Annotated in this window: 25 protein-coding genes and 2 tRNA genes; 18 read left to right on the top strand and 9 right to left on the bottom strand. The window is 51.8% G+C overall.

Annotated elements, in window-relative coordinates; translation table 11 throughout:
* Positions 1 to 74: 74 nt before the first annotated feature.
* Both AAC632_RS00215 and AAC632_RS00210 read left to right on the top strand, forming a co-directional pair.
* A complete protein-coding gene (locus tag AAC632_RS00215; RefSeq protein ID WP_340298700.1) occupies positions 75 to 1901 on the top strand; it encodes an ABC transporter transmembrane domain-containing protein in 1827 nt (608 codons plus the stop codon).
* 115 nt (positions 1902 to 2016) lie between these two features.
* Entirely contained in the window at positions 2017 to 3906 is a 1890-nt protein-coding gene (locus AAC632_RS00210) for an acyl-CoA synthetase (protein WP_340298701.1), read from the top strand.
* 56 nt (positions 3907 to 3962) lie between these two features.
* Here the strand turns inward: AAC632_RS00210 and AAC632_RS00205 are convergent, their stop codons facing one another.
* The 4 genes from AAC632_RS00205 to AAC632_RS00190 all read right to left on the bottom strand — a co-directional run bounded on the left by AAC632_RS00205 (position 3963) and on the right by AAC632_RS00190 (position 7995).
* The gene (locus AAC632_RS00205; protein WP_340298702.1) at positions 3963 to 4850 is read right to left on the bottom strand and encodes an amidohydrolase family protein; all 888 of its coding nucleotides are present in this window, start codon (positions 4848 to 4850) and stop codon (positions 3963 to 3965) included.
* Positions 4851 to 4902: 52 nt separating this feature from the next.
* Complete coding sequence (locus tag AAC632_RS00200; RefSeq protein WP_340298703.1) at positions 4903 to 5898, bottom strand: 4-hydroxythreonine-4-phosphate dehydrogenase PdxA; 996 nt, start codon at positions 5896 to 5898, stop codon at positions 4903 to 4905.
* A gap of 121 nt (positions 5899 to 6019) precedes the next feature.
* On the bottom strand, positions 6020 to 6796 hold the full coding sequence (locus AAC632_RS00195) for an enoyl-CoA hydratase (RefSeq protein WP_340298704.1): 777 nt from the start codon (positions 6794 to 6796) through the stop codon (positions 6020 to 6022).
* On the bottom strand, positions 6793 to 7995 hold the full coding sequence (locus AAC632_RS00190; protein WP_340298705.1) for a CaiB/BaiF CoA transferase family protein: 1203 nt from the start codon (positions 7993 to 7995) through the stop codon (positions 6793 to 6795). Before AAC632_RS00190 ends, AAC632_RS00195 begins: the two co-directional genes overlap by 4 nt.
* A 182-nt stretch (positions 7996 to 8177) precedes the next feature.
* On the opposite strand from AAC632_RS00190, the gene AAC632_RS00185 reads away from it, so the two are divergent.
* A complete protein-coding gene (locus tag AAC632_RS00185; RefSeq protein WP_340298706.1) occupies positions 8178 to 9071 on the top strand; it encodes an NAD(P)-dependent oxidoreductase in 894 nt (297 codons plus the stop codon).
* A gap of 149 nt (positions 9072 to 9220) precedes the next feature.
* On the opposite strand, the gene AAC632_RS00180 is transcribed toward AAC632_RS00185, so the two are convergent.
* Positions 9221 to 9295 (bottom strand) — tRNA-Thr (locus AAC632_RS00180).
* A gap of 176 nt (positions 9296 to 9471) precedes the next feature.
* On the opposite strand from AAC632_RS00180, the gene AAC632_RS00175 reads away from it, so the two are divergent.
* From AAC632_RS00175 to AAC632_RS00110, 14 genes are all read left to right on the top strand, one after another.
* The gene (locus tag AAC632_RS00175; protein WP_340298707.1) at positions 9472 to 9645 is read left to right on the top strand and encodes a hypothetical protein; all 174 of its coding nucleotides are present in this window, start codon (positions 9472 to 9474) and stop codon (positions 9643 to 9645) included.
* A 33-nt stretch (positions 9646 to 9678) separates the two neighbouring features.
* Positions 9679 to 10950 (top strand): UDP-N-acetylglucosamine 1-carboxyvinyltransferase, encoded by a 1272-nt coding sequence (gene murA / locus AAC632_RS00170; protein WP_340298708.1) that lies wholly within the window; start codon positions 9679 to 9681, stop codon positions 10948 to 10950.
* On the top strand, positions 10943 to 11404 hold the full coding sequence (locus AAC632_RS00165; RefSeq protein ID WP_340298709.1) for a DUF2948 family protein: 462 nt from the start codon (positions 10943 to 10945) through the stop codon (positions 11402 to 11404). Before murA ends, AAC632_RS00165 begins: the two co-directional genes overlap by 8 nt.
* Before the next feature lie 65 nt (positions 11405 to 11469).
* The gene (gene hisD / locus AAC632_RS00160) at positions 11470 to 12783 is read left to right on the top strand and encodes a histidinol dehydrogenase (RefSeq protein WP_340298710.1); all 1314 of its coding nucleotides are present in this window, start codon (positions 11470 to 11472) and stop codon (positions 12781 to 12783) included.
* Positions 12780 to 13262: a UPF0262 family protein gene (locus AAC632_RS00155; protein WP_340298711.1), complete on the top strand. Its 483-nt coding sequence runs from the start codon at positions 12780 to 12782 to the stop codon at positions 13260 to 13262. The genes hisD and AAC632_RS00155 overlap by 4 nt, the downstream gene beginning before the upstream one ends.
* A 4-nt stretch (positions 13263 to 13266) precedes the next feature.
* The gene (locus AAC632_RS00150) at positions 13267 to 13743 is read left to right on the top strand and encodes an arsenate-mycothiol transferase ArsC (RefSeq protein WP_317655414.1); all 477 of its coding nucleotides are present in this window, start codon (positions 13267 to 13269) and stop codon (positions 13741 to 13743) included.
* Entirely contained in the window at positions 13743 to 14135 is a 393-nt protein-coding gene (locus tag AAC632_RS00145) for a ketosteroid isomerase-related protein (RefSeq protein WP_340298712.1), read from the top strand. The genes AAC632_RS00150 and AAC632_RS00145 overlap by 1 nt, the downstream gene beginning before the upstream one ends.
* Positions 14132 to 14716, top strand: coding sequence for a GNAT family N-acetyltransferase (locus AAC632_RS00140; RefSeq protein ID WP_340298713.1), 585 nt, complete (start codon positions 14132 to 14134; stop codon positions 14714 to 14716). The genes AAC632_RS00145 and AAC632_RS00140 overlap by 4 nt, the downstream gene beginning before the upstream one ends.
* On the top strand, positions 14713 to 15606 hold the full coding sequence (locus AAC632_RS00135) for a carbon-nitrogen hydrolase family protein (RefSeq protein WP_340298714.1): 894 nt from the start codon (positions 14713 to 14715) through the stop codon (positions 15604 to 15606). The genes AAC632_RS00140 and AAC632_RS00135 overlap by 4 nt, the downstream gene beginning before the upstream one ends.
* Before the next feature lie 73 nt (positions 15607 to 15679).
* Positions 15680 to 15898: a translation initiation factor IF-1 gene (gene infA / locus AAC632_RS00130; RefSeq protein ID WP_011455993.1), complete on the top strand. Its 219-nt coding sequence runs from the start codon at positions 15680 to 15682 to the stop codon at positions 15896 to 15898.
* A gap of 6 nt (positions 15899 to 15904) precedes the next feature.
* Positions 15905 to 16480: a Maf family protein gene (locus AAC632_RS00125; protein ID WP_340298715.1), complete on the top strand. Its 576-nt coding sequence runs from the start codon at positions 15905 to 15907 to the stop codon at positions 16478 to 16480.
* Entirely contained in the window at positions 16477 to 17529 is a 1053-nt protein-coding gene (locus AAC632_RS00120) for a ribonuclease E/G (RefSeq protein ID WP_340255078.1), read from the top strand. The genes AAC632_RS00125 and AAC632_RS00120 overlap by 4 nt, the downstream gene beginning before the upstream one ends.
* Positions 17526 to 17744 (top strand): DNA gyrase inhibitor YacG, encoded by a 219-nt coding sequence (locus tag AAC632_RS00115; protein ID WP_317655407.1) that lies wholly within the window; start codon positions 17526 to 17528, stop codon positions 17742 to 17744. Before AAC632_RS00120 ends, AAC632_RS00115 begins: the two co-directional genes overlap by 4 nt.
* A gap of 93 nt (positions 17745 to 17837) precedes the next feature.
* Positions 17838 to 17912 (top strand) — tRNA-Phe (locus tag AAC632_RS00110).
* A gap of 193 nt (positions 17913 to 18105) precedes the next feature.
* On the opposite strand, the gene AAC632_RS00105 is transcribed toward AAC632_RS00110, so the two are convergent.
* Together AAC632_RS00105 and AAC632_RS00100 are read right to left on the bottom strand one after the other, a co-directional pair.
* Entirely contained in the window at positions 18106 to 19062 is a 957-nt protein-coding gene (locus AAC632_RS00105; protein ID WP_340298716.1) for an SLAC1 anion channel family protein, read from the bottom strand.
* A gap of 169 nt (positions 19063 to 19231) precedes the next feature.
* Positions 19232 to 19651 (bottom strand): hypothetical protein, encoded by a 420-nt coding sequence (locus AAC632_RS00100; RefSeq protein WP_340298717.1) that lies wholly within the window; start codon positions 19649 to 19651, stop codon positions 19232 to 19234.
* A gap of 77 nt (positions 19652 to 19728) precedes the next feature.
* Between AAC632_RS00100 and AAC632_RS00095 the strand changes: the two genes are divergently transcribed.
* Positions 19729 to 20922 carry an FAD binding domain-containing protein gene (locus AAC632_RS00095; RefSeq protein ID WP_340298718.1) on the top strand — a complete coding sequence of 398 codons (1194 nt, stop codon included), beginning with the start codon at positions 19729 to 19731 and terminating at the stop codon, positions 20920 to 20922.
* Positions 20923 to 20934: 12 nt separating this feature from the next.
* Here the strand turns inward: AAC632_RS00095 and AAC632_RS00090 are convergent, their stop codons facing one another.
* Positions 20935 to 21564 (bottom strand): glutathione S-transferase family protein, encoded by a 630-nt coding sequence (locus tag AAC632_RS00090; RefSeq protein WP_340298719.1) that lies wholly within the window; start codon positions 21562 to 21564, stop codon positions 20935 to 20937.
* Positions 21561 to 22517, bottom strand: coding sequence for a cyclase family protein (locus tag AAC632_RS00085; protein ID WP_340255093.1), 957 nt, complete (start codon positions 22515 to 22517; stop codon positions 21561 to 21563). The genes AAC632_RS00090 and AAC632_RS00085 overlap by 4 nt, the downstream gene beginning before the upstream one ends.
* Between the last annotated feature and the right edge of the window lie 60 nt (positions 22518 to 22577).

Here is a 22577-nt window from a genome sequence, read left to right as displayed (position 1 = left end):
TCGCGCCACGCGGGGCTTGTTTGATGAGCCGTGCCGCTTTATCCCACTTTCACAGATTGAGGATAAACGCGACCATGACCACCCAAACCGATGCCGCTAAGGCAGCACCGCCTGCAAAGGCCGCCAATGCCACGGAGGAGCGTGCGCGCTCCAAAAAGATTGGATCGCTGCGTGCGCTTGTGCCCTTTCTCGTGCCGTATCGTGTCTGGATCATCGGGGCGGGTTTGGCGCTTGTGACCACGGCGCTTGTGGCGCTGATTATGCCCTTGGCCGTGCGCCGTGTCGTAGATGGGTTTGAGACAAACACCGCCGCCCTCTTGGACAGCTATTTTCTTGCTGCCTTGGGGATCGCGGGCCTTTTGGCGTTGGGGACGGGCGCGCGCTATTACCTCGTGACACGATTGGGCGAGCGCGTAATTGCCGATATTCGCAAGGCTGTGTTTTTCCGCATGATCTCCATGAGCCCAAGTTTTTATGAGAAGGTCATGACGGGTGAGGTGCTCAGCCGCATCACCACAGACACCACGCTTTTGCTCAGCGTGATCTCCTCCTCGGTGTCGGTTGCCTTGCGCAATGCGCTGATTTTGATGGGCGGCTTGGTGATGATGGTTGTCACATCGCCCAAGCTGACGGGGATGGTTCTGCTGCTTGTGCCTGCGATTATCGTTCCGATTGTGGTTTTGGGACGCAAACTGCGTGCGTTGTCGCGTGAAAACCAAGATTGGATTGCGCAAAGTTCTGGAGCGGCCTCCGAGGCGCTTTTGGCCGCTCAAACTGTGCAGGCCTTTACTCATGAGCGAGCCTCTTCCAATGATTTTTCCAACGTTACAGAGGCCAGTTTCAACAGTGCCAAGCGCCGCATTTCAACCCGTGCCTTCATGACAGTGATTGTGATATTCCTCATTTTTGCGGGGATTGTGGGGGTACTTTGGGTGGGAGCGCGGGATGTTCGCGCAGACGCAATGAGCATCGGCGCGCTAATCCAGTTTTTGATCTATGCAATTATGGTCGCAGGCGCGGTGGGTGCGCTGTCTGAGATTTGGGGCGAATTGCAGCGCGCCGCTGGTGCGACCGAGCGGTTGGTAGAACTTGTCTACGCTGAGGACGCAGTCACCGATCCCGTCCGCCCTGTGTCTCCGACACATGGGGGCAAGGGCGATATCGTGTTTGACGGCGTGGGTTTTGCCTATCCGACCCGCTCAGAAACGGCGGCGCTCAAAGATGTGAGCTTCACCATTAAATCGGGTGAGACAGTGGCGCTTGTCGGGCCATCAGGCGCGGGTAAATCCACGATCTTCCAATTGCTGCAACGCTTCTATGATCCGCAAAAAGGCAAGATCACCCTTGATGGGGTCAATCTGCGCGATATGCGCCGTGAGGGGTTCCGCGCTGCTATGGCGCTGGTGCCACAAGACCCTGTGATTTTTGCGGCATCTGCGCGAGACAATATTCGCTTTGGCCGCCCTGATGCCACCGATGCCGAGGTTGAGGCCGCCGCCCGCGCCGCCGCAGCGCATGATTTTCTTGCCGCCCTACCCAAAGGCTACGACAGCTATGTAGGCGAGCGGGGGATCATGCTGTCAGGGGGGCAAAAACAGCGTATTGCCATTGCCCGCGCCATTTTGCGCGATGCACCCATCCTGCTGCTAGACGAAGCTACCAGTGCGCTTGACGCTGAAAGTGAACGTTTGGTGCAGCGCGCGGTCGCAGATCTGAGTGCCGAACGTACGACCTTGATTGTTGCGCATCGACTGGCAACTGTGAAAAAGGCCGACCGCATTTTGGTCTTTGATGCGGGGCAGATTGTCGCCGAAGGCAGCCATGATGCGCTTGTCGCGGAAGGTGGACTTTATGCACGTCTGGCGCGGTTGCAATTCACCGATGGAATCGCTGCTGAATAATCACAGCGTGCTTGCGAAAACGCGCTTTTCTCTTCATTCTCACGCAAAGCCTGCCGTGCGACAGCGTGCATCGTGACAGCAGGATCATTTGGGAGAATGATGGGGGGGCAAGGCCATGCTGCCTTTTGCGAATAATCGAGATGTGCGCAAAATTGAGACAGATCACCCGTGGCCTGCGGCCGCGCCTGCGCAAAGCATTTATGAATTGCTGACTGACGTTGCAGCGCGCCATCCCGCGCGCCCGGCGGTTACCTTTCAACTGTTTTCAGATCCTGACGCAAAAGCAGAGACATTGGACTGGCAAAGCCTCAGGGCGGAGGTGACTCAACTGGCCAATTTGTTCGCGCGGTTTGGCATTGGCCCTGAGGATGCGGTGGCCTTTGTGCTGCCCAATAGCACCGAAACAGTCTTGACCCTTCTGGCGGGGATGGTTGCGGGCGTTGTGGTGCCTATAAATCCGCTGCTTGAGCCTGATCAAATTGCGAGTATCCTGCGCGAAACGAAAGCGCGGCTTGTGGTCACTTTGGCGCCATTCCCCAAGACGGATCTTGCACAAAAGACCGCCGCCGCCGTGGCCATGGCCCCCGAAGTTGAGACCGTGTTGGAAGTTGATCTTCTGCGCTATCTGACGGGGATCAAGCGGGTGATCGTGCCCTTGTTGCGGCCCAAGGTAAAGATCACGCATCAGGCCCGCGTGTTGTCGTTGCGGGCGGAAATGGAGGGCGAGGATGCGGATCGCTTGCGCCTCGCAGATCAGGGGCAAGATCGCATTGCGGCCTGTTTTCATACAGGCGGCACAACAGGCATGCCCAAAGTGGCGCAGCACAGCTATTCGGGTGTGATTTATAATGGTTGGGTGGGTCACAGCCTGTTATTTACAGAAACTGATACGGTGCTCTGCCCGCTGCCGCTATTTCATGTTTTTGCAAGCCATGTGATCTTAATGGGTGGTTTGTGCTCGGGAGCCCATACGGTCTTTCCGACGCCGCAAGGGTATCGCGGGGCAGGGGTTTTTGATAATTTTTGGAAACTAGTTGAACGGTGGCAGGTCACATTCTTGATCACGGTGCCAACTGCGCTTGCGGTGTTGATGCAACGGCCTGTAGATGCGGATATCTCCTCTGTGAAAACCGCTTTTTCGGGATCAGCCCCCCTGCCATTGGAATTGTTTCGCCGGTTTGAGGGCGCAACGGGCGTCAGCCTTGTCGAAGGATATGGCCTGACCGAGGCTACTTGTCTTGTCTCCTGCAACCCAGTTGAAGGTGAGAAAAAGGTTGGGTCTGTTGGGATCCCCTTTCCGCATTGTAATGTGATCATCCTCAAAGATACGCCCGAAGGCCTCACAGAATGTGCCGTTGATGAGATCGGCGAGATTTGTGTAGCAAGTCCTGGCGTGACGGAGCAGGGTATTTACAAAGACGCTACAAAATCGGCGGCGCAAATGTACGAGGGCCAATATTTGCGCACGGGCGACTTGGGCCGGTTTGATGCGGACGGTTATCTCTGGATCACGGGCAGAGCGAAGGATTTGATTAATCGCGGTGGTCACAACATCGATCCTGCAATTATTGAGGAGGCTTTGGCCACTCATCCATTAGTGGCAATGGCAGCGGCAATTGGCCAGCCTGATCCAATCGCTGGCGAACTGCCCTGCGCCTATGTGGAATTGGTTGAAGGGGCAGATGTGACCGTGGATGCCTTAATGGAACATGCCCGCACCCATGTTACCGAACGTGCTGCAGCGCCCAAATATGTCGAAATTTTACCTGAGTTACCGAAAACTGCCGTAGGTAAAACCTTTAAGCCGGCTTTACGCAAACTCGCAATTGCGCGCGTATTAGACGCAAGCCTTGCTGAGGCGGGTTTTGCGGCCCGTGTTGTATCAGTGCGCGATGATGTAAAATTTGGTCTAATTGTTTGTTTGAATAGTAATATTGGTGAGGAGGAAGCAAAGCTATCGCAGGTTATGGATAGGTTTCCATTGAAGTGGGAGTATCGACCTTAGCCTCAACTAATCTCAGAATTATTGGCCAAATGATTATAAATTTTGTTTTTTAAAAATTACAGCATCTTGATCCCGTATACTTTCGATGCAGTGCCGCTAAACAATGACTGTCTCTCCTCGTTTGAATAGTCATTGGTAGCGGTGTCGAACCCTGAAAAAATAGTGTTGAAATCTCCGCACAAGCTGTCCACCGGGAAGTTTGACGCAAACATAGATCTGTCAGGCGAGAAAATATCAATTGCCCTTCTGATGATGTCGCGATTGTCAGCTAGGGACCAAGGCTTTCCTGGAACACCTAATCCTGAAATTTTGATAAATGTTTGGGGAATTTGTGCAAAATCTTTTAGCGCTTCGTACCATCCAGCCAAACCCTCGGCGGATCTATCAGAAGGAAGTCCAGTGTGATTGAGTATAATTGGCACTTCTGGAGCCATATCTGCCATCGATTTTACTTCATACAAGTGCCACCACGGGGTCTGTAAATCGAACATCAGTTTTGATTTTGCTAAGGCTTTGTAACCGGCTTTGAAATATGGGTCTGTCATACCGCCCGGTGGTCCTCCTGGAGATGCATTGAACCGTGGTTTATGGCGTACGGATTTGACAATTGGTAGATTGGCTAAAGTAGAAAGAACCTCATCTAAATCGTTTTTGTTTAACCATGCTTGAGCGACATGCGCGGCTGGTTTTCCTGTACTATCTGCAACTTTTTGCATCCAAATTGCTTCACCAGTTGGGTCCGTGGGATCCCATTCTCCCTCCATTGTTACATTTGCAACAATCTCCCAATCTGCTGATACTAAATCGTATTCTTCATGCATAAACCTTGTGCGGATACTGGAGTAATCACCATATCTAAAAGGGATTTGGGGCTCGTCGCGGAGCCAAGGATGGTAATTTAAGTCTGGATCCCAAAAGTGATGATGAGCGTCGATGATTTTCATATTTCGCTCCCGATAAAGATAAATCAGCAGAAAGTTGGGTTATTGTAGATAATTAAATTACGGCATTAACGTGTCTTGTGCGCAGTAATAAACGAAAAGCTTGAAGCGTCGCGCTGACAGAGGCGACGCCTTGACCCGCAATATCAAAAGCAGTGCCGTGCGCAGGGGTGACGATTGGTATTGGTAAACCGCCTGCAACGGTTACTCCACGCTCAAACCCCATCAATTTCATCGCGATTTGCCCTTGGTCGTGATACATTGTAACTACAGCATCCACTTCGCGGTTCTGCGCTTTTAAAAACACAGTGTCAGAGGGCCAAGGCCCAGTGACTTTCATCTGACTTTGTTGGTAATTCTGAATTACTGGCCCAATTACATCAATCTCTTCGCGCCCAAATTTTCCGTTGTCTCCGGCATGGGGATTGAGTGCTGCAACCGCTATGTGAGGGTATTCAATTCCGAAGCGTTTGAGAGTTACAGCGGCTAAATCAATTGCTCGGCTGATTGATAACTCATTTATATTGCGGGCCACTTCGCCCAAGCTTATGTGGCTGGTGACCCTGGTGGTCATGATGTCGTCCAGGACATTTATTTCAGAGTGATGGCCAGAAAACCCTATATACTTGGCAATAAATTGATGCTCGTCCTGTTCTTCCATGCCTGCGAGTGTCAACGCTGCCTTATTAAAAGGTGCGAATAAAATACCATCGATAAGACCACTTTTAGCAAGATCTAAGGCGCTTTCCAGGTTGCGTAATGAAGATCTTCCGCTTGCCAAACAAATATTGGCCACTTCAATTTCTTCAGGTTCACAGGTCTGTAAATTGAGGTGTGCAACTCCTTCAAAACTGGAAATTTCTGAACGGGGTATTGTATTTAAATCTACATCTTTTCTGGCCTGCTTCGCGCCTTGTTTCCAAACATGAGCATCACCTACAAGAAGGATATTCGCCGCTTCTTTTACATCTGTTTCTTGCAATAATTTCGCGATAAGCTCAGGCCCAATACCGGATGGATCTCCTGGAATAATAGCAATTCTTGGTTTCATTGGATGCTTCACTTTCAAAAGTCCTCTATCATATCCGTAGAGTTTAAAACCGTGTTGGAGAAATCATTGATCATGGACATTTGGGGGCTCGAACTAGATGACAGATATTACCTGCATTAGCTCATTCCCCAGTCCAATTAGGGCGTCTTTTCGCCTTAAAAGCTTGAACGCCTTCTTGAAAATCTGAACTCCCATAACAAAGCTCGATCAAGTCCTCGCCGCTAGGTAAATTTGCAGTCCTTAAACGTTGAAGTGCTTTTTTACTTGCCGTGATGGTGAGGGGCGCCATGGAGCATAGCTTTTCAATCAATTCATCGCTGGCAGTGTCCACCTCCTGGGGGGGGACTACGCGGGCTAGAAACCCAGTTCCGGCAAGCTCTTCGGCGGTCATTAGTTCTGCTAAAAACAACATTCGTTTTGAAGCGGGTTCGCCAATAAGACTGACCATATTGGCATAGTTGCGCATAGAGAGGCAGTTTCCCAGTGTTCTAGATATCGGAGCACCAAACCGAGCGCCTGTAGCAGCCAGTCTCAAGTCGCATGATGCTGCAATATTTAGGCCACCACCAATCGCTAGGTCGTCAATCACTGCCAGAGTAGGTGCCGGAAGCGACACGAATTCATTGAGTATTCGGTCCATTTTTTTTTCATACTCAACGCCATGCTCACTGCGATCAAAATCGGAGAATTGATGTATGTCCGTACCTGCGACGAAGGCTTTACCACCCACACCACGTAAAACTATCGCTCTTAGCTTTGACATTGTTTGTAGACGAAGACTTATTTTTTCGAAGTCATTGTACATCTTCCAAGTCATCGAATTCATTGCTTCCGGTCGATCAAACCAAATTCTAGCAACAGATCCCTCGACTTGCATATGTACCGCACCGCTACTCACTCAAAAGCTCCTTCTGCGCGTAATTTGTTAGTATCCAATCCTAGTTCAATTGCTAGTTCATGAGTATGCTCCCCCAGTAGAGGCGGAGGTAAACGTACTTGTTGTGGGGTGTCTTGCAACTTTACCGGGAAGCCCAAAGATTTTATTGGCCCTTCTACGGGGTGATTGATTTCCAGAACCATGTTGCGTTCCAAAGTATGATCAGCACTTAAAACTTGCTCAAAGTCGTTAATTGGGCCTGCTGGAACACCGTAGTTTAAAAACTTTGCAACCCAAAACCCCACGTTTTGTTCGATGAAAATAGGTTTGAGTTCGGCTTCCAGTTGGCTGCGGTTAGCGACGCGATCCATGTTAGTCATAAACCGTGGGTCTTCTTTTATTTCTGGGCGGTTAATCACATCACAAAATAATTCCCATAATTTTTGGTTTGCAGCGCCCACAACAAACATACCATCGCTTGCCATGAATGCTTGGTAGGGTGCGCTCATACGATTTGCTGTACCGAGTGGTTGGGGCGACCTGCCTGTGGCCCAAAATTCGGTGGTTTCCCAGATCGATAGAGATAGCGCTGCCTCAAAAAGAGAAGCGTCAATATATTGACCTGTACCAGATTTTGTGCGGCCAATTACTGCGCTTAGAATGCCATAAACGCAGAATAAGCCTGCTCCCAAATCGCCAACAGAAACGCCAGACTTTACTGGTCCCATATCGGGGTGCCCCATGGCGCTCATAACGCCAGACATAGCTTGTGCCATAAGGTCGAAACCTGGACGCTGAGACCAAGGCCCAGTCTGTCCAAAACCAGATATGCTTGCATAAATCAGTTTAGGGTTAATTTGTTTGAGAGATTGATAGTCTATGCCCAGCCTCTTTGTGACACCTGGTCGATAGTTTTCAACCAGCACGTCGGCTGTTTTAACGAGCTCTATGAACATGGTCATGCCTCCAGAGCTCTTTAGATTTAAGACAACTGATTTTTTATTCCGGTTCAACGCAAAAAAACCGGGACTGTCATTTCCTTTCATCCGAAAGCCCATTGCCGCTCGGGTTTGATCACCTTTTGGCGGCTCAACTTTTATGACATCTGCCCCCATATCTCCAAGCATCATGCAACAGAATGGCCCAGCCATCACCTGTGTCAGGTCAATTATTCTCAATCCTGTTAGTGGTAAGTTTGAAGTGCTTATTTGGCTGGGCATATCTCTATCAGTTCTTTGAGGTCGCAATTTGTTTGCAATATGAGAGACTATAAATTGGCTGAATCCAAGATTCTTATCCTGAAAGCTAAGCAAATTTGGTTAGATTAAGCTATGATTTATCGAGCTCGTGTTCGCTTTTCGAATGTCCGTAAAGTGTCATTTTCAATAAAACTGGAGCTATTATGAAAGACCATTCGAAATTACCTCAAATTGGATTTGTCGGGCTTGGGATTATGGGCGCCCCGATGGTGCGGCGCCTTCTGTTGCGTGGCTTTAAAGTAACTGTATGGAACTTAGAGCCGGAACGGGCTTTAGAGGTATTGCCGCATGGAGCAATTTGGGCAGACACTCCAGCAAAAGTGCGCGAGTGCAGTGATATCCTTGCAATGTGCGTTCTTAACACTGAAGCAGTTGAAAACTGTTGCTTTGGTCCTACCGGCTTTGCCAACTCAGATGGTGGCGCCGACCTGATTATTGATTTTTCAACTGTGCCACGCGAAGACACTGTGCGAATTGCTGGTAGAATGGCTGAACACGGAGTTGCTTGGATTGACGCGCCCGTATCAGGAGGTCCTGATCCAGCAGAGACAGGAACTTTAACGGCGATGCTAGGCGGTGTGCAGGCCGATTTTGAAAGAGTAATTCCGATACTTGATGCTCTAACAAAGACCTCAACTTTATTGGGTCCATTGGGTGCTGGTCAAATTGCTAAAACTTTAAATCAGGCGATTGTTGGAACGAATTATGTCCTGATGGCAGAGGTTTTGACATTGGCGCGATCAGCGCAGATTGATCCCGAGCTTTTGCCAGAAGCATTAGCGGGTGGAATGGCGGATTCTCAAATTTTGCAACGGATTTACAAGCAGATGGTTTCTGAAGATTTTGATCCCCCTAAAGCTTACGCAAGGCAGTTAGCTAAAGACATGACCGCTCTTGCTGCCTTTATGCAGGCTATTAATGGCGGGCTACCGCTTATTGATAGATCTATAGAAATCTACACATCCTACGCGAATGACGGGAACGACTTTTCCGACTCTGCTGCTATCAGTGATTACTATTTAAAAAAATATACATAATATGAAACAATTACTAGTTTTTGAATCACCCTGATCATCTGGTCATTCTGTCAATCGCGTACAACGTGTGCACTTTTGCAAGCTCAGAGCCAATTGGATTACACACATCAACTTGGGCGTTTGTTGTATTAATGATTATATGATTTTGATGGTGCTGCAGGGGAGGATTGAACTCCCGACCTCTCCCTTACCAAGGGAGTGCTCTACCACTGAGCTACTGCAGCGCACGTGTGGCGCGTGGATTAGACGCAATCGCAGACCCATGCAAGACCAAAGCAAACGAAAATTTGCACCAAGGCCTAATTCCTTTTGGTGGGTGCGGATGCACATGGGCAATTTTTGCCAATTTCGATTTGCATCGCGCTAGACGCGAATTGTCCGCTTCGTTATGAGAGGCGGCATGAAGCAACCATCAAACCCGCAGAAAAGATCAAATTCTGGTCAAAGAAGCGCGCAAGACATTCGCACGGAGCGGTTGAAAGCAGCGCTTAAGGCCAATTTGGCCCGCCGCAAGGCGCAGGCCCGTAAAAGACATGCGGAAGATGGCGAAAATGGCGCGGGCCCGTCATCTTGACGCGGCCTGAGCAGAGCAAAAGAGGCAGCACCCGTGGACAGTATCATCGTTAAAGGAAATGGCCCGCTTTCGGGCGAGGTTCCCATCGCGGGCGCGAAGAACACCTGCCTAAAGCTGATGTGTGCGGCCCTCTTATCGGATGAACCTTTGACGCTGACCAATGTGCCGCGCCTGTCTGATGTGGCGACACTGGGCAGCTTGTTGGAAAGCTTGGGCTGCGAAGTGGCCCGTTTGGCCGATGGCCGCGCGATGATGATCTCGTCTGCCGATGTGACCAATCTGACTGCGCATTACGACATCGTGCGCAAGCTGCGCGCTTCTTTCAACGTGCTTGGGCCCTTAGTGGGCCGATTTGGTGAGGCAGTTGTCTCGCTTCCGGGCGGTTGTGCAATTGGTGCGCGCAAAGTGGATTTGCATTTGACCGCGCTTGAGGCTTTGGGGGCCAAAATTGATCTGCGCGAAGGCTATGTTCACGCAACGGCAAAAAATGGCCTCAAAGGGGCTGAGATCAGCTTTCCTTTTGTTTCCGTGGGTGCAACGGAAAATGCGCTTTGCGCGGCGGTTTTGGCTAAAGGCACCACCATTCTACGCAATGCCGCGCGCGAGCCCGATACCGTGGCGCTGGCGCATTGTTTGCAAGGCATGGGCGCAGATATCGAAGGTGCAGGCACAGACACCATCGTTATTCGTGGCGTGGATCGTTTGCATGCGACAACGCATCGTGTCATCGCAGATCGTATTGAACTGGGCACCTATATGATTGCCCCCGCGATTGCAGGCGGCAGCGTAGAATTGATCGGCGGCAGCCGTGCTATTGTGGCGGCCTTGGCCGATAAGTTGGAAGAGGCGGGGGTCGAGATTGTTAAAACCGATCGCGGCTTGCGCGTCAGCCACAAAACGGGCCGCGTGCGGGCCGTGGATGTGACCACCGCCCCATTCCCAGGGTTCCCAACTGATTTGCAGGCACAGATGATGGCGCTGATGTGCACCGCTGACGGGGTTGCCACATTGGAAGAGACCATCTTTGAGAACCGCTTTATGCATGCGCCCGAATTGATCCGCATGGGGGCCAAAATTGATGTGCATGGCGGAACAGCTAAGGTGACCGGCGTTGTACAATTGCGCGGCGCGCCTGTGATGGCCACGGATTTGCGCGCCTCGGTCAGTTTGATCCTCGCGGGGCTTGCAGCCGAAGGGGAAACCCGTGTGAACCGCGTCTATCACCTTGATCGCGGGTATGAGCGGGTTGAAGAAAAACTCAGCGGCCTTGGCGCACATATTGAACGGGTGGCAGACCATGGTTGACGCCCGATTTGAGGATGGTTTCGAAGCGCCTTTGGCGCTTGCCGCCGCAGATGCGGAGGATGTGAAAATCCTGTCTGCGCTTGCGCAAGATGCCGTCCTTACTGTGGCTGATATCAAATACACGCGCGCCAAACGTCAGGTGGTTCTGCTGCTCAATCGCTTTCGTTGGGAAAATGGGGCGCGCATCAGCCCACCTGAGCGGGTGCGCAGCTTGCTGATTGTGGATGATGTGCTGAGCATGGCTGCGCAAGGCATCAGCCCGAAGGCGCGCGATGTGGTTTTATCATTGCTTTCGGTCGAGTGGCAGGCGGGCGAAGATGGTATGGGGCGCCTCACCCTGACCTTTGCAGGCGATGGGGCCTTGGCGCTTGAGGTCGAGGCAATCAATCTTGCTCTGCGCGATGTGACCAGGCCCTATCAGGCCCCTTCAGGAAAAACCCCCTCGCACCCGTGACGCTTTCGCGTCTTGAGCGCGAGGCCAACACAAGGTAAGCCCCTCCTATTCTGACGGAGACGGGTATGCCTATTTTTCTGAACACGGATACGGCGGATTTTGAGGCGGCGTTTGAAGCACTTCTCGGGATGAAGCGCGAGGATAGCCCTGATGTAGATGCGGTGGTTGCCGATATCATTGCGCAGGTGCGCCGTGATGGCGATGCAGCCTTGATTGCCTTTGGCGAGAAATTTGATCGTGTCCGTCTGACGCCCGAGCAGTTGATCTTTTCCGAGGCCGAGATTGATGCGGCCATTGCCACTGTGCCCGCCGCCGAGCGCGCAGCACTTGAATTGGCCGCCACGCGCATACGCGCCTACCATGCCCGCCAACTGCCCGAAGATGCTGCGTGGCAGGACGTACTTGGTGCCAAACTTGGGTGGCGATGGAGCCCTGTCTCACGCGCGGGTCTTTATGTGCCAGGCGGGCTGGCCAGTTATCCCTCATCCGTTTTGATGAATGCCATCCCCGCTGCCGTGGCAGGGGTTGGTCATTTGTCGATGGTGGTGCCCACGCCCGATGGCAAGGTGAACCCCCTTGTTCTCTTGGCGGCGCGTCTTGCGGGGGTGCATCGCATTTACCGCATGGGTGGTGCGCAGGCGATTGCAGCCTTGGCTTATGGCACTGAAACCGTGCTGCCCGTGGATAAGATCACAGGGCCCGGCAATGCCTATGTCGCCGCCGCAAAACGGCGGGTCTTTGGCAAGGTCGGCATTGACATGATCGCAGGCCCGTCTGAGATTTTGGTGATCGCAGATCGTGACAATGACCCCGATTGGATCGCACTGGATCTTCTGTCGCAAGCGGAACATGACGAAAGCGCGCAATCCATTTTGATCACCGATCATGCAGAATTTGGCCGCGCTGTTGCCGGGGCTGTAGAGAAACGCCTCGAAACCCTAGAGCGGCGAGCCATCGCAGGGGCCAGTTGGCGTGATTTTGGCGCTATCATTGTTGTGCGTGATTTGGATGAAGCAGCCGCGCTCTCCAACCGCATTGCGCCTGAACATCTCGAGCTTTGCGTGGCTGAGGCCGAAACCTATGCCGATAAGATCACCCATGCCGGCGCTATTTTCGTGGGGGCGTGGACGCCCGAAGCGATTGGCGATTACATTGGGGGGCCAAACCATGTGCTGCCGACCGCGCGCTCTGCGCGGTTCTCTAGCGGGCTATCGGTGCTTGATTTCATGAAACGCTCCACCATGGCGCAAATGACACCCGCAGCATTGCGGGCCATTGGCCCTGCGGCGGCAACATTGGCGAAATCAGAAAGCCTTGAGGCGCATGGCCTATCCGTTTTGGCGCGGCTTGCGCGGATCAATCAGGGGGATGGTGAATGACAATGCACATTACCGATATTCAGATTGACACCTCGAATATGCCTGCACCAACCCCTGAGATCGAACAGGAACGGCGCGTAGCGATTTTTGATCTGCTCGAAGAAAACAGTTTTGTTTTGCCTGCGCGGGATGGGCGCACACCGCCCGATGGGCCCTATCATTTGGCTTTGGCCATTCGTGACAAACGTCTGGTTTTTTCTGTTGCCACCCAAGAGACGGAACTGGCCGCCGAATTCCACCTTTCACTCTCGCCATTCCGTCAGGTGGTCAAAGATTACTGGCAGATTTGTGAGAGCTATTATTCTGCCGTGAAAAAGCTTCCTGCAGCCCAAATTGAGGCGATTGATATGGCGCGGCGCGGCATTCACAATGAGGGTGCGCGTGTTTTGCAAGAACGGCTTGAAGGCAAAGCCGAGATTGATACCGATACCGCGCGCCGCCTCTTTACCCTGATCTGCGTGCTGCATTTCGGGACTTGATCTGGTGGGCAAAGAATTTCCATCTTCGGTTCTGTTTTGTTGCGATCATAACGCAACCCGCTCACCCATGGCGGAAGGGCTGATGAAGAAATATTACGGCCACCGCGCCTATGTTCAGTCTGCGGGTGTGCATCATGAATTGGAGATAGATGGCTTTGCCGTTTCTGTTTCCGCTGAGATCGGTGTCGCCCTTGAACGTCATCGCGTGCGCTCTTTCGATGAAATGGCGGAATGGGGGGATGATCTCTCGGGGTTCGATCTGATCGTGGCGCTTTCGCCCGCCAGTCAACGCCGCGCGCTGGATCTGACGCGTCATGCGCATCTCGATATTGAATATTGGCCCATCATTGACCCAACAGGGTTGGGCGAAACGCGCGAGGCGAAATTGGATGCCTATCGCCAAGCCCGTGATCAAATCAAAAAACGCATTCTAGATCGTTTTGGCCCCCCAGATGCGGGGCTAGAACAGGAGGGGGACTAATGGATCTGATCCATCGGTATTACGCCGCGTTTAATGCGGGCGATCTGGAGGCCATGCTTGATTGCCTCAGCGAAGATGTGGCGCATCATGTCAATGAGGGGCAGGTGCGCATGGGCAAAGCGGCCTTTGCCGAATTTTGCGCCCATATGAACCGCTGCTATAAAGAACATCTCACCGATATCGTGGTGATGCAGAATGAGGCAGGCAATCGCGTTGCCGCCGAATTTATCGTAAATGGCACCTATCTGGCCACGGATGCAGGATTGCCCGAAGCGCGCGGACAGACATATGTCCTGCCCGCTGGCAGTTTCTTTTCCGTTGAGGACGGTAAGATCACCCGTGTTGTGACCTATTACAACCTTGCTGATTGGATCGCTCAGGTTTCGGCATGAGCCTTGCCTATCGCATCTATCGCGGGGCTGAGATCTCGGCAATTGTTCCCGATCTGGCACGGCTGCGCATCACGGTCTTTCGTGACTGGCCCTATCTCTATGAGGGGGATTTGGCCTATGAGACGGGTTATCTCGCCCGCTATGCACAATGCGGGGCAATAGTGGTTGCCGCCTATGATGGCGCGCAGATGGTTGGCGCGGCCACGGGGATGCCTTTGCTTCAGCATGATGATGATTTCTCTGGTGCTTTGGCGGCCTGCGATATCGCCGCCGAAGGTGTGTTCTACTGCGCAGAGTCTGTTCTGATGCAAGACCATCGCGGGCAGGGGGCAGGGCATATGTTTTTCGATGCGCGCGAGGCAGAGGCCCGCGCGCAGGGAAAAACATATAGCGCCTTTTGCGCTGTGGTGCGCCCTGCGGCTCATCCGATGGCCCCAAAGGACTATCGCCCGCTTAATGAATTCTGGAAAATGCGGGGCTATCAAAAATTGGATGGCGTCTTTGCAGAATTTTCATGGCTCGATATCGGAGATTCCGAAAAAACCCAAAAGCGCCTGCAATTTTGGATCAAACAGCTATGAAATGTGCCGCCGCTGCCTATCCGCTCGATCCCTTGACCCGTTTCGCTGATTTTGACGCGAAGATCACCGCATGGGTCGCTGAGGCCGCGGATGGCGGCGCAGAGATTGCGATTTTTCCTGAATATGGCGCGATGGAATTGGCCCATCTTGCAGGGCCATCGGTTGCGGCAGATCTTGAAGGCAGCCTGCGCGCCGTCAGTGATATTTGGCCTGAGGCGGATGCCCTCTTTGCGCGGCTTGCGGTGCAGCATGGCCTTGCCCTATTGGCACCATCTGCGCCGATTTTTGACCAAGATTATGCGCTGCGGCCCGTCAATCGCGCCTGCATTTATGGGGCGCAGGGGCGGATTGGGCATCAAGACAAGCAGATTATGACCCGCTTTGAACGCGAGATTTGGCATGTGCAATCGGGCGGGCCTTTGCAGGTCTTTGACCTTGGCGATCTGCGGGTGGGTGTGTTGATCTGCTATGATGCGGAGTTTCCGCTTTTGGCGCGCGCCTTGGTCGAGGCGGGGGTTGATTTGCTTCTGGTGCCATCCTGCACGGATAGTGGCGCAGGTTATTGGCGTGTTCGGGTGGGGGCAATGGCCCGCGCGCTAGAGGGACAATGCGCAGTTTTACAATCACCCACAGTCGGACAGGCGGCATGGTCGCCCGCAGTGGATGAAAACCATGGCGCAGCGGCGATCTACGGCCCGGCTGAAGCGGGCTTTTGTGACAATGGCGTGTTTGCTGAAGGCGCAATGAACAAGCCAGGATGGGTGATGGCCGATATTGACCTTGGTCGGCTACGAGATCTGCGCCAAAACGGCACGGTTTTAACCCGCCGCGATTGGCCCGAGAGCGCCGCGCGCACAGCGCTTGTGCCGCAGGTGAAAGATTTGCCTTGAAAATCCGCTCCTTTGGGCGCATTTACCGCGGCGAAGCTGCCATTTGGGGCAATGAGAAAGCTAAGGAGAGACCATGGCCAAGGAAGAGATGCTCGAATTCCCCGGTGTCGTGAAGGAACTCCTGCCAAATGCGACATTCAGGGTCGAGCTAGAAAACGGCCATGAGATCATCGCACATACGGCAGGCAAGATGCGCAAAAACCGCATCCGCGTTCTGGCAGGCGACAAGGTGCAGGTTGAGATGACCCCCTATGACCTGACCAAGGGCCGTATCAATTACCGCTTTAAGTGATTTGTTTTGCGCCTGATTTTGGGATCAGCAAGCCCGCGCAGGCGGGAGTTACTGGCGGTGTTGGGGATCTCACCTGACGACATCGCCCCGCCTGAAATTGATGAAGCCCCGCAAAAGGGGGAACATCCGCGCGCCTATGTCACCCGTATCGCGCGCGAAAAGGTTGCCGCTGTATCATCTGCGCCCGAGGATGTCGTTCTATGCGCAGATACGACCGTCTTTATGGGGCGGCGGATCTTGGGCAAGCCTGCGGATGCGGTGGAGGCAGAGGCGTTTTTGCGCCTTTTGTCGGGCCGCCGTCATCGCGTCATCACGGCCTTGGCTGCCCGTAAAGGCGCGCGCGTGATCGAGCGCGCAGTTGAAAGCCGTGTGAAGATGAAATCCCTCAGCGATGCGGAAATCGCGGCTTATCTGGCGACAGACGATTGGCGCGGCAAGGCAGGCGGTTATGCCATTCAAGGCCCTGCTGGTGCGTTTATTCCGTGGATTTCAGGCAGCTATCCCGCCATTATGGGCCTTCCTTTGGCCGAAACAGCCAGTGCCTTGGCGGCCTTGGGCTATCCCGTTTGGAGGCAAGAATGAAGGGCTGCGTCATTGCATTGGATGAGGTTGCAGGGCGCAAGGCGGCAGCATTGCTCGTTGATGGCCGCCTGCAGGATATCCGTATTGATCCCCCTGAAAATGACCCAAGCCCCGAGATCGGCGAGATTTACCGTGCCAAGGTGGCCCGTGCCATGGGCGGGCAGGGCGGCGTTATGGTTACCCTTCCCGATGGGCAATCGGGATTTTTGCGCGGGGTCAAAGGCCTTGAGCAAGGGGCAAGCGTGATTGTTCAGGTCATGGGCTATGCCGAAGGCAATAAGGCCGCGCCTGTGACGACAAGGCTGTTGTTCAAAAGCCGCTACGCCATTGTCACGCCCGCGGCGGCAGGATTTAACATCGCCCGCTCGATCCGTGACGAGGAAGACCGCGATCACCTTTTGGAACTGGCGCATGAGGCGATGGAGGGCGCGCCTGAGGATTTTGGCGTGATCATTCGCTCAGCAAGCGCTGAGGCGGCGGATGAAGATATAGTTGAGGATGTCAGCGCCATGCGCGCCTTGGCCGAGGCCGTGGTGGCCGATGTGACTGGCACCCCCGAATTGCTGGTTGCAGCCCCCACATCTCATGAGGTGGCGTGGCGCGATTGGACAAGCCCGATGCCTGATGAAGTGGTGGAAAGCCCTGCCGCCTTCGCCGATCTCGGCGTGGAGGAGGCGGTTGATGCCCTCCTCTCCCCGCGGGTGGAGTTGGGTGGTGGGGCGTGGGCCATGTTTGAACCTACCTCTGCCCTCGTGGCGATTGATGTGAACACTGGCGGGGATTTATCCCTTGCAGCAGGGCTTAAGGCCAATTTGGCTTTGGTGCGTGATTTGCCGCGTCAATTGCGTCTGCGTGGGTTGTCGGGGCAGATTACAATGGATTTGGCCCCAATGCCGAAAAAAGACCGCCGTTTATTCGAGGATAAATTGCGCAGTGCCTTGCGCTCTGACGCGACCGACACGGTGCTTGCGGGATGGACACCGCTTGGCCATTTTGAACTGCAGCGCAAGCGCGACCGCGCGCCTTTGCACGAGATATGGCCGTCATGAGTTGCCCGATTTGTCAAAAGGAAACAGTCGCGGCCTATCGCCCTTTTTGCTCGCGCCGCTGCGCGGATGTGGATCTGGCGCGATGGTTGAACGGATCATATGCCGTGCCGTCCAACGACCCCGAAGATATCGAAGAAGCCCTTGATCAAGCAGCCCGCGCCAAAGCATTTGGTCGCAACGGCGATGGCGAGGATGATGCAGGGCCGCTGCAATAGAAAAAACGCGATAATTTTGCGCAAACCCTATGGACAGCCCCCCACGAAGGCCCTAGAACGCCCCCACCTTGATGGTGTTCCACCATCTCCCGTGCCCGGGTAGCTCAGGGGTAGAGCAGTGGATTGAAAATCCTCGTGTCGGTGGTTCGATTCCGCCCCCGGGCACCACTTCAACTTGACGTAACTTTGTAACGATCTCTTCGGGCTTTGGTCGTTTGTTTGCCATTCATGGTCCTCCGTTTCCTAAACATAGCGGTGGACCGGTTCAGTGGGGGAGGCTCACTAAGTTGTTAATGAGATGATGGCTGTATTTTAGTCCTGCGCTCTAGCATTTATTATATTTTCACCGGCGCTGGGTCGTTCAATCAGGCATACAAATTTCTTTGCGAAAGAACGCTAATACAGTACGTAATGACAGCCCAACGATGAGCAAGAAAAGAAGAAATATACCGGCTCTCCCTAGTAGTAGGTGAAGCTGACTATTCAGTGCTGTTCCATAGATCATGGTTGCCGAAACAAGCGCCGCAAAGGGAAAGCTCAAGGCCCACCAAGATAAAGAGAATGCAAGCTGAATAAGTAGCCTGGCCTGAGTAAGAGTTAACGCCAAGAACGCAAGGCTAGCTCCATACATTGCATGCGCCATGCTATCAACGTTTCCACCATTAAACTTTATCCAAGCCAGAAAAGTGACGGCAGGGGGGGCGACTAGAATTGCTAGCGTGGGAACCATCCGTTCTGGAAGTGGATCATGAAAGATTAAGCGATTAAATACTAATGTTAGTAATAATATCCAAAATATCACTCCTGCTGAAAAAAATATCCACGAAATTTGTATGAATCCCAAATCGACGCCGCCCACTGCAGCAATGATGTTTCCTACCGTCGGGATAAACCAAGCAGGAGAAATATGTATGGTTTCGTAAGGACGAGTGCCGATCCAATTTGCCAGTACTGAAAGAGCTAAGAGCGTTTGAGCGGCTATGCCCACTAGCCATAAGATCGTCGCGATTTCGATTGAGAATGTCTTAAAAAGCATTGAAAGTAAGAGGATAGAGATAGAAATAGCTGGAAAAAAAGAAATTTTTATTGGGTGCTGCCATTCATGGATTACCGAATTTCGGCATACTATAATTTTCATTATATAAATTAGCAGGATAAGTAAAAACAGACACGTAGTAATTAGTAGTGTGATCTTACTTAAGTAGACCTCGCCTGCTATCTGAAGAGCGAGGGTCAAACCTGAATATCCCATAATTACCGTAAATAGTAAAACTGGAAAGTTTTCTAGCCAGCCGGTCTTTTTTTCTTCGTTATTCATTCGAGTGGTCACTGGTTCTTGGGCGTGCAGAGAATACGCGGAAAGTTTCGAAAACAATGTTCAGGCGTTAAGGCACGTATTGTTTGAAATGCCTCTATTCGAAATATTTATAATTTATTTTTTATAGCATTTATGCAAACCTTCTAGAGCATCTTACTTGAGATTTAATTTATATACTTAAAGGAGAGTTTGGGCTGTCAAGAAATTCTACTGTGGTGAAGCTTAAAACGTTTTCACCGATATTTTCGAGATCATGTGTCATTGACTCGCCAAACTTAAATTTATGGTGTTGTGTTTGGCCCACTGTGTATTCCATTTCAACCAGGCGACCGTCTGAGTAACGAGATCTAGCTTTGCCGCTGCTCGTAGCAGTCCAGAAGTAGTCTAGTACATGGGTATGAAACTCTAACCTTTGGCCGGGATGGAGCGATATCAACCAAATTCTAACTCGATCAGTAGTACTGACGAGTTCAGATCCTACTCGGCCATTTTTACCCGCGTTGCGGTCCAGTTCCTGTTTCAGATCGGCTGTCCAGCTGGACCAAATGTTGGCGTCAGTATTATTTTCTTGGTCAAAATTGTCAGACATTCTTGAGATACCATTGTTACTAAATTATCGTGCGATAAAGTTAGCATAGTTATCATAATTGGGAAACATTCAGTCGAATGCGCGGTCACATTGCTGTATCTGGCGGATCTATAGGTGGTTTGTTTGCTGCACTGGCTTTGGCCGAAGCTGGATGGCGGGTTACCGTTTTCGAAAAAGTTAGAAGCGCCCTTTCAGGCAGAGGGGCTGGCATTGTCACGCACGAGCCGTTGCTGAAAGCTCTTGGATCTATTGGGGTATCATTGCAAGATATAGGCGTGGAGGTACGCTCTCGTCGGGTCTTCGATAAGTTTGGTAAGATTGTCTCAGAGCGCGAGTTTCCACAACTAGTTACAAGTTGGGATATGATCTATTCGTTGCTTCACGCACGGCTGCCGCGTGAGCTCTATTTCACCGACACAAGCGTCTTAAACTGGGAGAACGTAGCAGGCAAAGTCAACGTCCATTTGTCTGATGGCTCGGTTCAACAGTTTGATGCACTGATTGGTGCGGACGGCTATAGATCAGCGGTTAGGTCCAAATTTGTTGAGCGCCCAGCGCCAGCTTATTCTGGCTATGTTGTTTGGCGAGCCGTTGTAGACGAAACGTTAATCGAGCCCAATCTTCGAGATGCTTTTTTTGACGATTTTTCCTTTTTTATACCCAACAGAGGCCAGGTGATTGGATATCCAATACCAGGGTTCCACAATGAGACGAATAAAGGATCGAGAAGATATAATATTGTTTGGTATAAGCCCACATCCCACGATGAGCTTGTCGATTTACTGACGGATGAAAGTGGCAAAGTCCATGAGATTTCAATACCGCCGCCTTTGGTTCGTCGTGAAGTTGTAGATTGCGCATTGATGGCAGCAGAGGTGGACTTGCCTTGGATGTTTTCTGAAGCATTCAAATGCGCGGCTAGTCCCTTTCTCGCGCCGATTTATGATTATGTCTCTCCACGCTTTTGTTGCGGCAATGTTTGCTTATTAGGCGATGCTGCCGCATTAATTCGTCCGCACGTCGGAATGGGTGTAACAAAAGCGGCAGAAGACGCGCTTTGTCTTTCGAGTTGTCTGCGCGCCAACCGAACCATTGAAGAGGCGTTTGAGGCCTATGACGCTGCAAGGCGTCCAATTGCGTTGATGATAAATGCCCGGTCTCAGCGTTTGGGAAGTTTTGTGCAAGGCGAAGATCCAAAAGGAAACCTGGATGGAGCCTCTCACCCTTTTGAAGATGAAATTGTCCGCTTGACAGCTACAGCTGATTTTTAGCGTCAATAGTTTTTATTTAGCACGTAGCTCTTCGTAGGACGTCGCAACTACCGTTTTGTAAGCCTCACGAGAAGCTAGTTTGCCGTGCCATTTTGTGAGGTTCGGTCGGTTTTGGTGTAGATCGATGATCTCTAAACACCTTTCCATGGTTACGCCGGCTGCAATATCGGCAATCGTGAATGTATTTGTTGCCAACCACCTGCTTTTCCTTAGCTGTTCGTCTATTATGTCCAAAGCGGCGCCTAAATTATTTGTATGCAGAGCTATTAACTCTTGCGAGCGGTCACTTGGACGGGTGCGAACCAATTGCCAGAACAAGCCGACAAATGGTGGAAAGAAGCAGGTTGCTGTGAAGTCCAGCCATTGATCAACGAAAGGTTGATCAATTTCCTTTATGGAAAGGTGTCCTCCATGTTTGCGAGATAAATATCGCAATATGGCATGGCTCTCCCAGAGAGTGATATTATCGTCCTGAAAAACAGGGATTTTGCCAACTGGGTTAAGTGATTTAAATTCTTCCGAGGTGGTGCCTCCGTAAGGTCCTCCCACTATAACGTGGCGAAATTGTAAGTTGAGCTCTGCTAATGCCCACATAACTTTCTGAACATTAGCAGAGCTTCCTCTTCCCCAGAGCGTTATCATTTTATAGCCTGAGGGTTGATCGGCGAGCCTGCGGCTCCAGGAATATGAAGTGGAGGTGCGCTGAAAAAGAATTCATACACGCCATCTTCGGCGCAGTCTTGTGCCAATTCTTTCACGTAAAAAATTTCGCCCATTGAGATGCCAATTGCAGGAATAACCACCCAATGCCAGGGCTGGTTCGCCTCATCTGTTTCGTTGGGTCGGACTTCACAACCCCAAGTATCAGCGCATATTGCGGCGATATCCTTTGTTTTTATCCAACGAGCTGTTTCAAAGCTTAAGCCAGGAGCATCGCCGCCAGCGTATCCTGTCCAGTCACCGGTTTTCAGACAGCGCTCTTGTTGGCCCGTTCTAACGATTACAAAGTCTCCTTTTTTGATTTTAACGCCCTGTGCACTGGCGCACTCGTCTAGGTCTTCAGGCGTGATTGCATAACCATCTTGTAAAAATTCTTGATTTTTCCAACGCGCTATGTCGAGCAAGACTCCGCGCCCGACCATCTTGTCTCGTACATGCTCTATGCCAAGCTTTTTTGCGCCCTGTACTGTCACGTCCGTGGCAGGAAACCCGTTGTACATTTTGTCGTCCAAGAAAATATGGCAGAGGGCGTCCCACTGCGTAGATCCTTGGCATGGTAAGTTGATGGCGTCATCAGCATAACGCAAGTAGGCTTTACCGTCGCCGTCTTGAGCTCCAATTGCAGCATCAGTGCCGGTGGCGAGCATCTGATGAATCATGTTCCACCGGCCGCCAAAAAGCCCAGACTGGATCTGCTCTTTAAGGTTCAGGCCTAAAGCAAATACCCGGCCTTTTCGTATGAGCTTGCCAGCTTCAACAACATCTTCTGGTGAGATGTTATTGAGGGTGCCAATCTGGTCATCAGTGCCCCAACGTCCCCAATTGGAGAGCTCCTTAGCGGTTTGATAAATGTAATCGCGTGTGAACTTAGGCATTTATGGCTTCCTTTGATCCTCCACTATTTATCAATTGAAAAATAAGCTGTAAAATTTGTC

This window comes from Roseobacter sp. HKCC-CH-9351, assembly GCF_037830295.1.
Classification (GTDB): domain Bacteria; phylum Pseudomonadota; class Alphaproteobacteria; order Rhodobacterales; family Rhodobacteraceae; genus M30B80.
The sequence above is the reverse complement of the archived record's forward strand: the minus strand, read 5'-3'. Positions and strand labels throughout refer to the sequence as shown.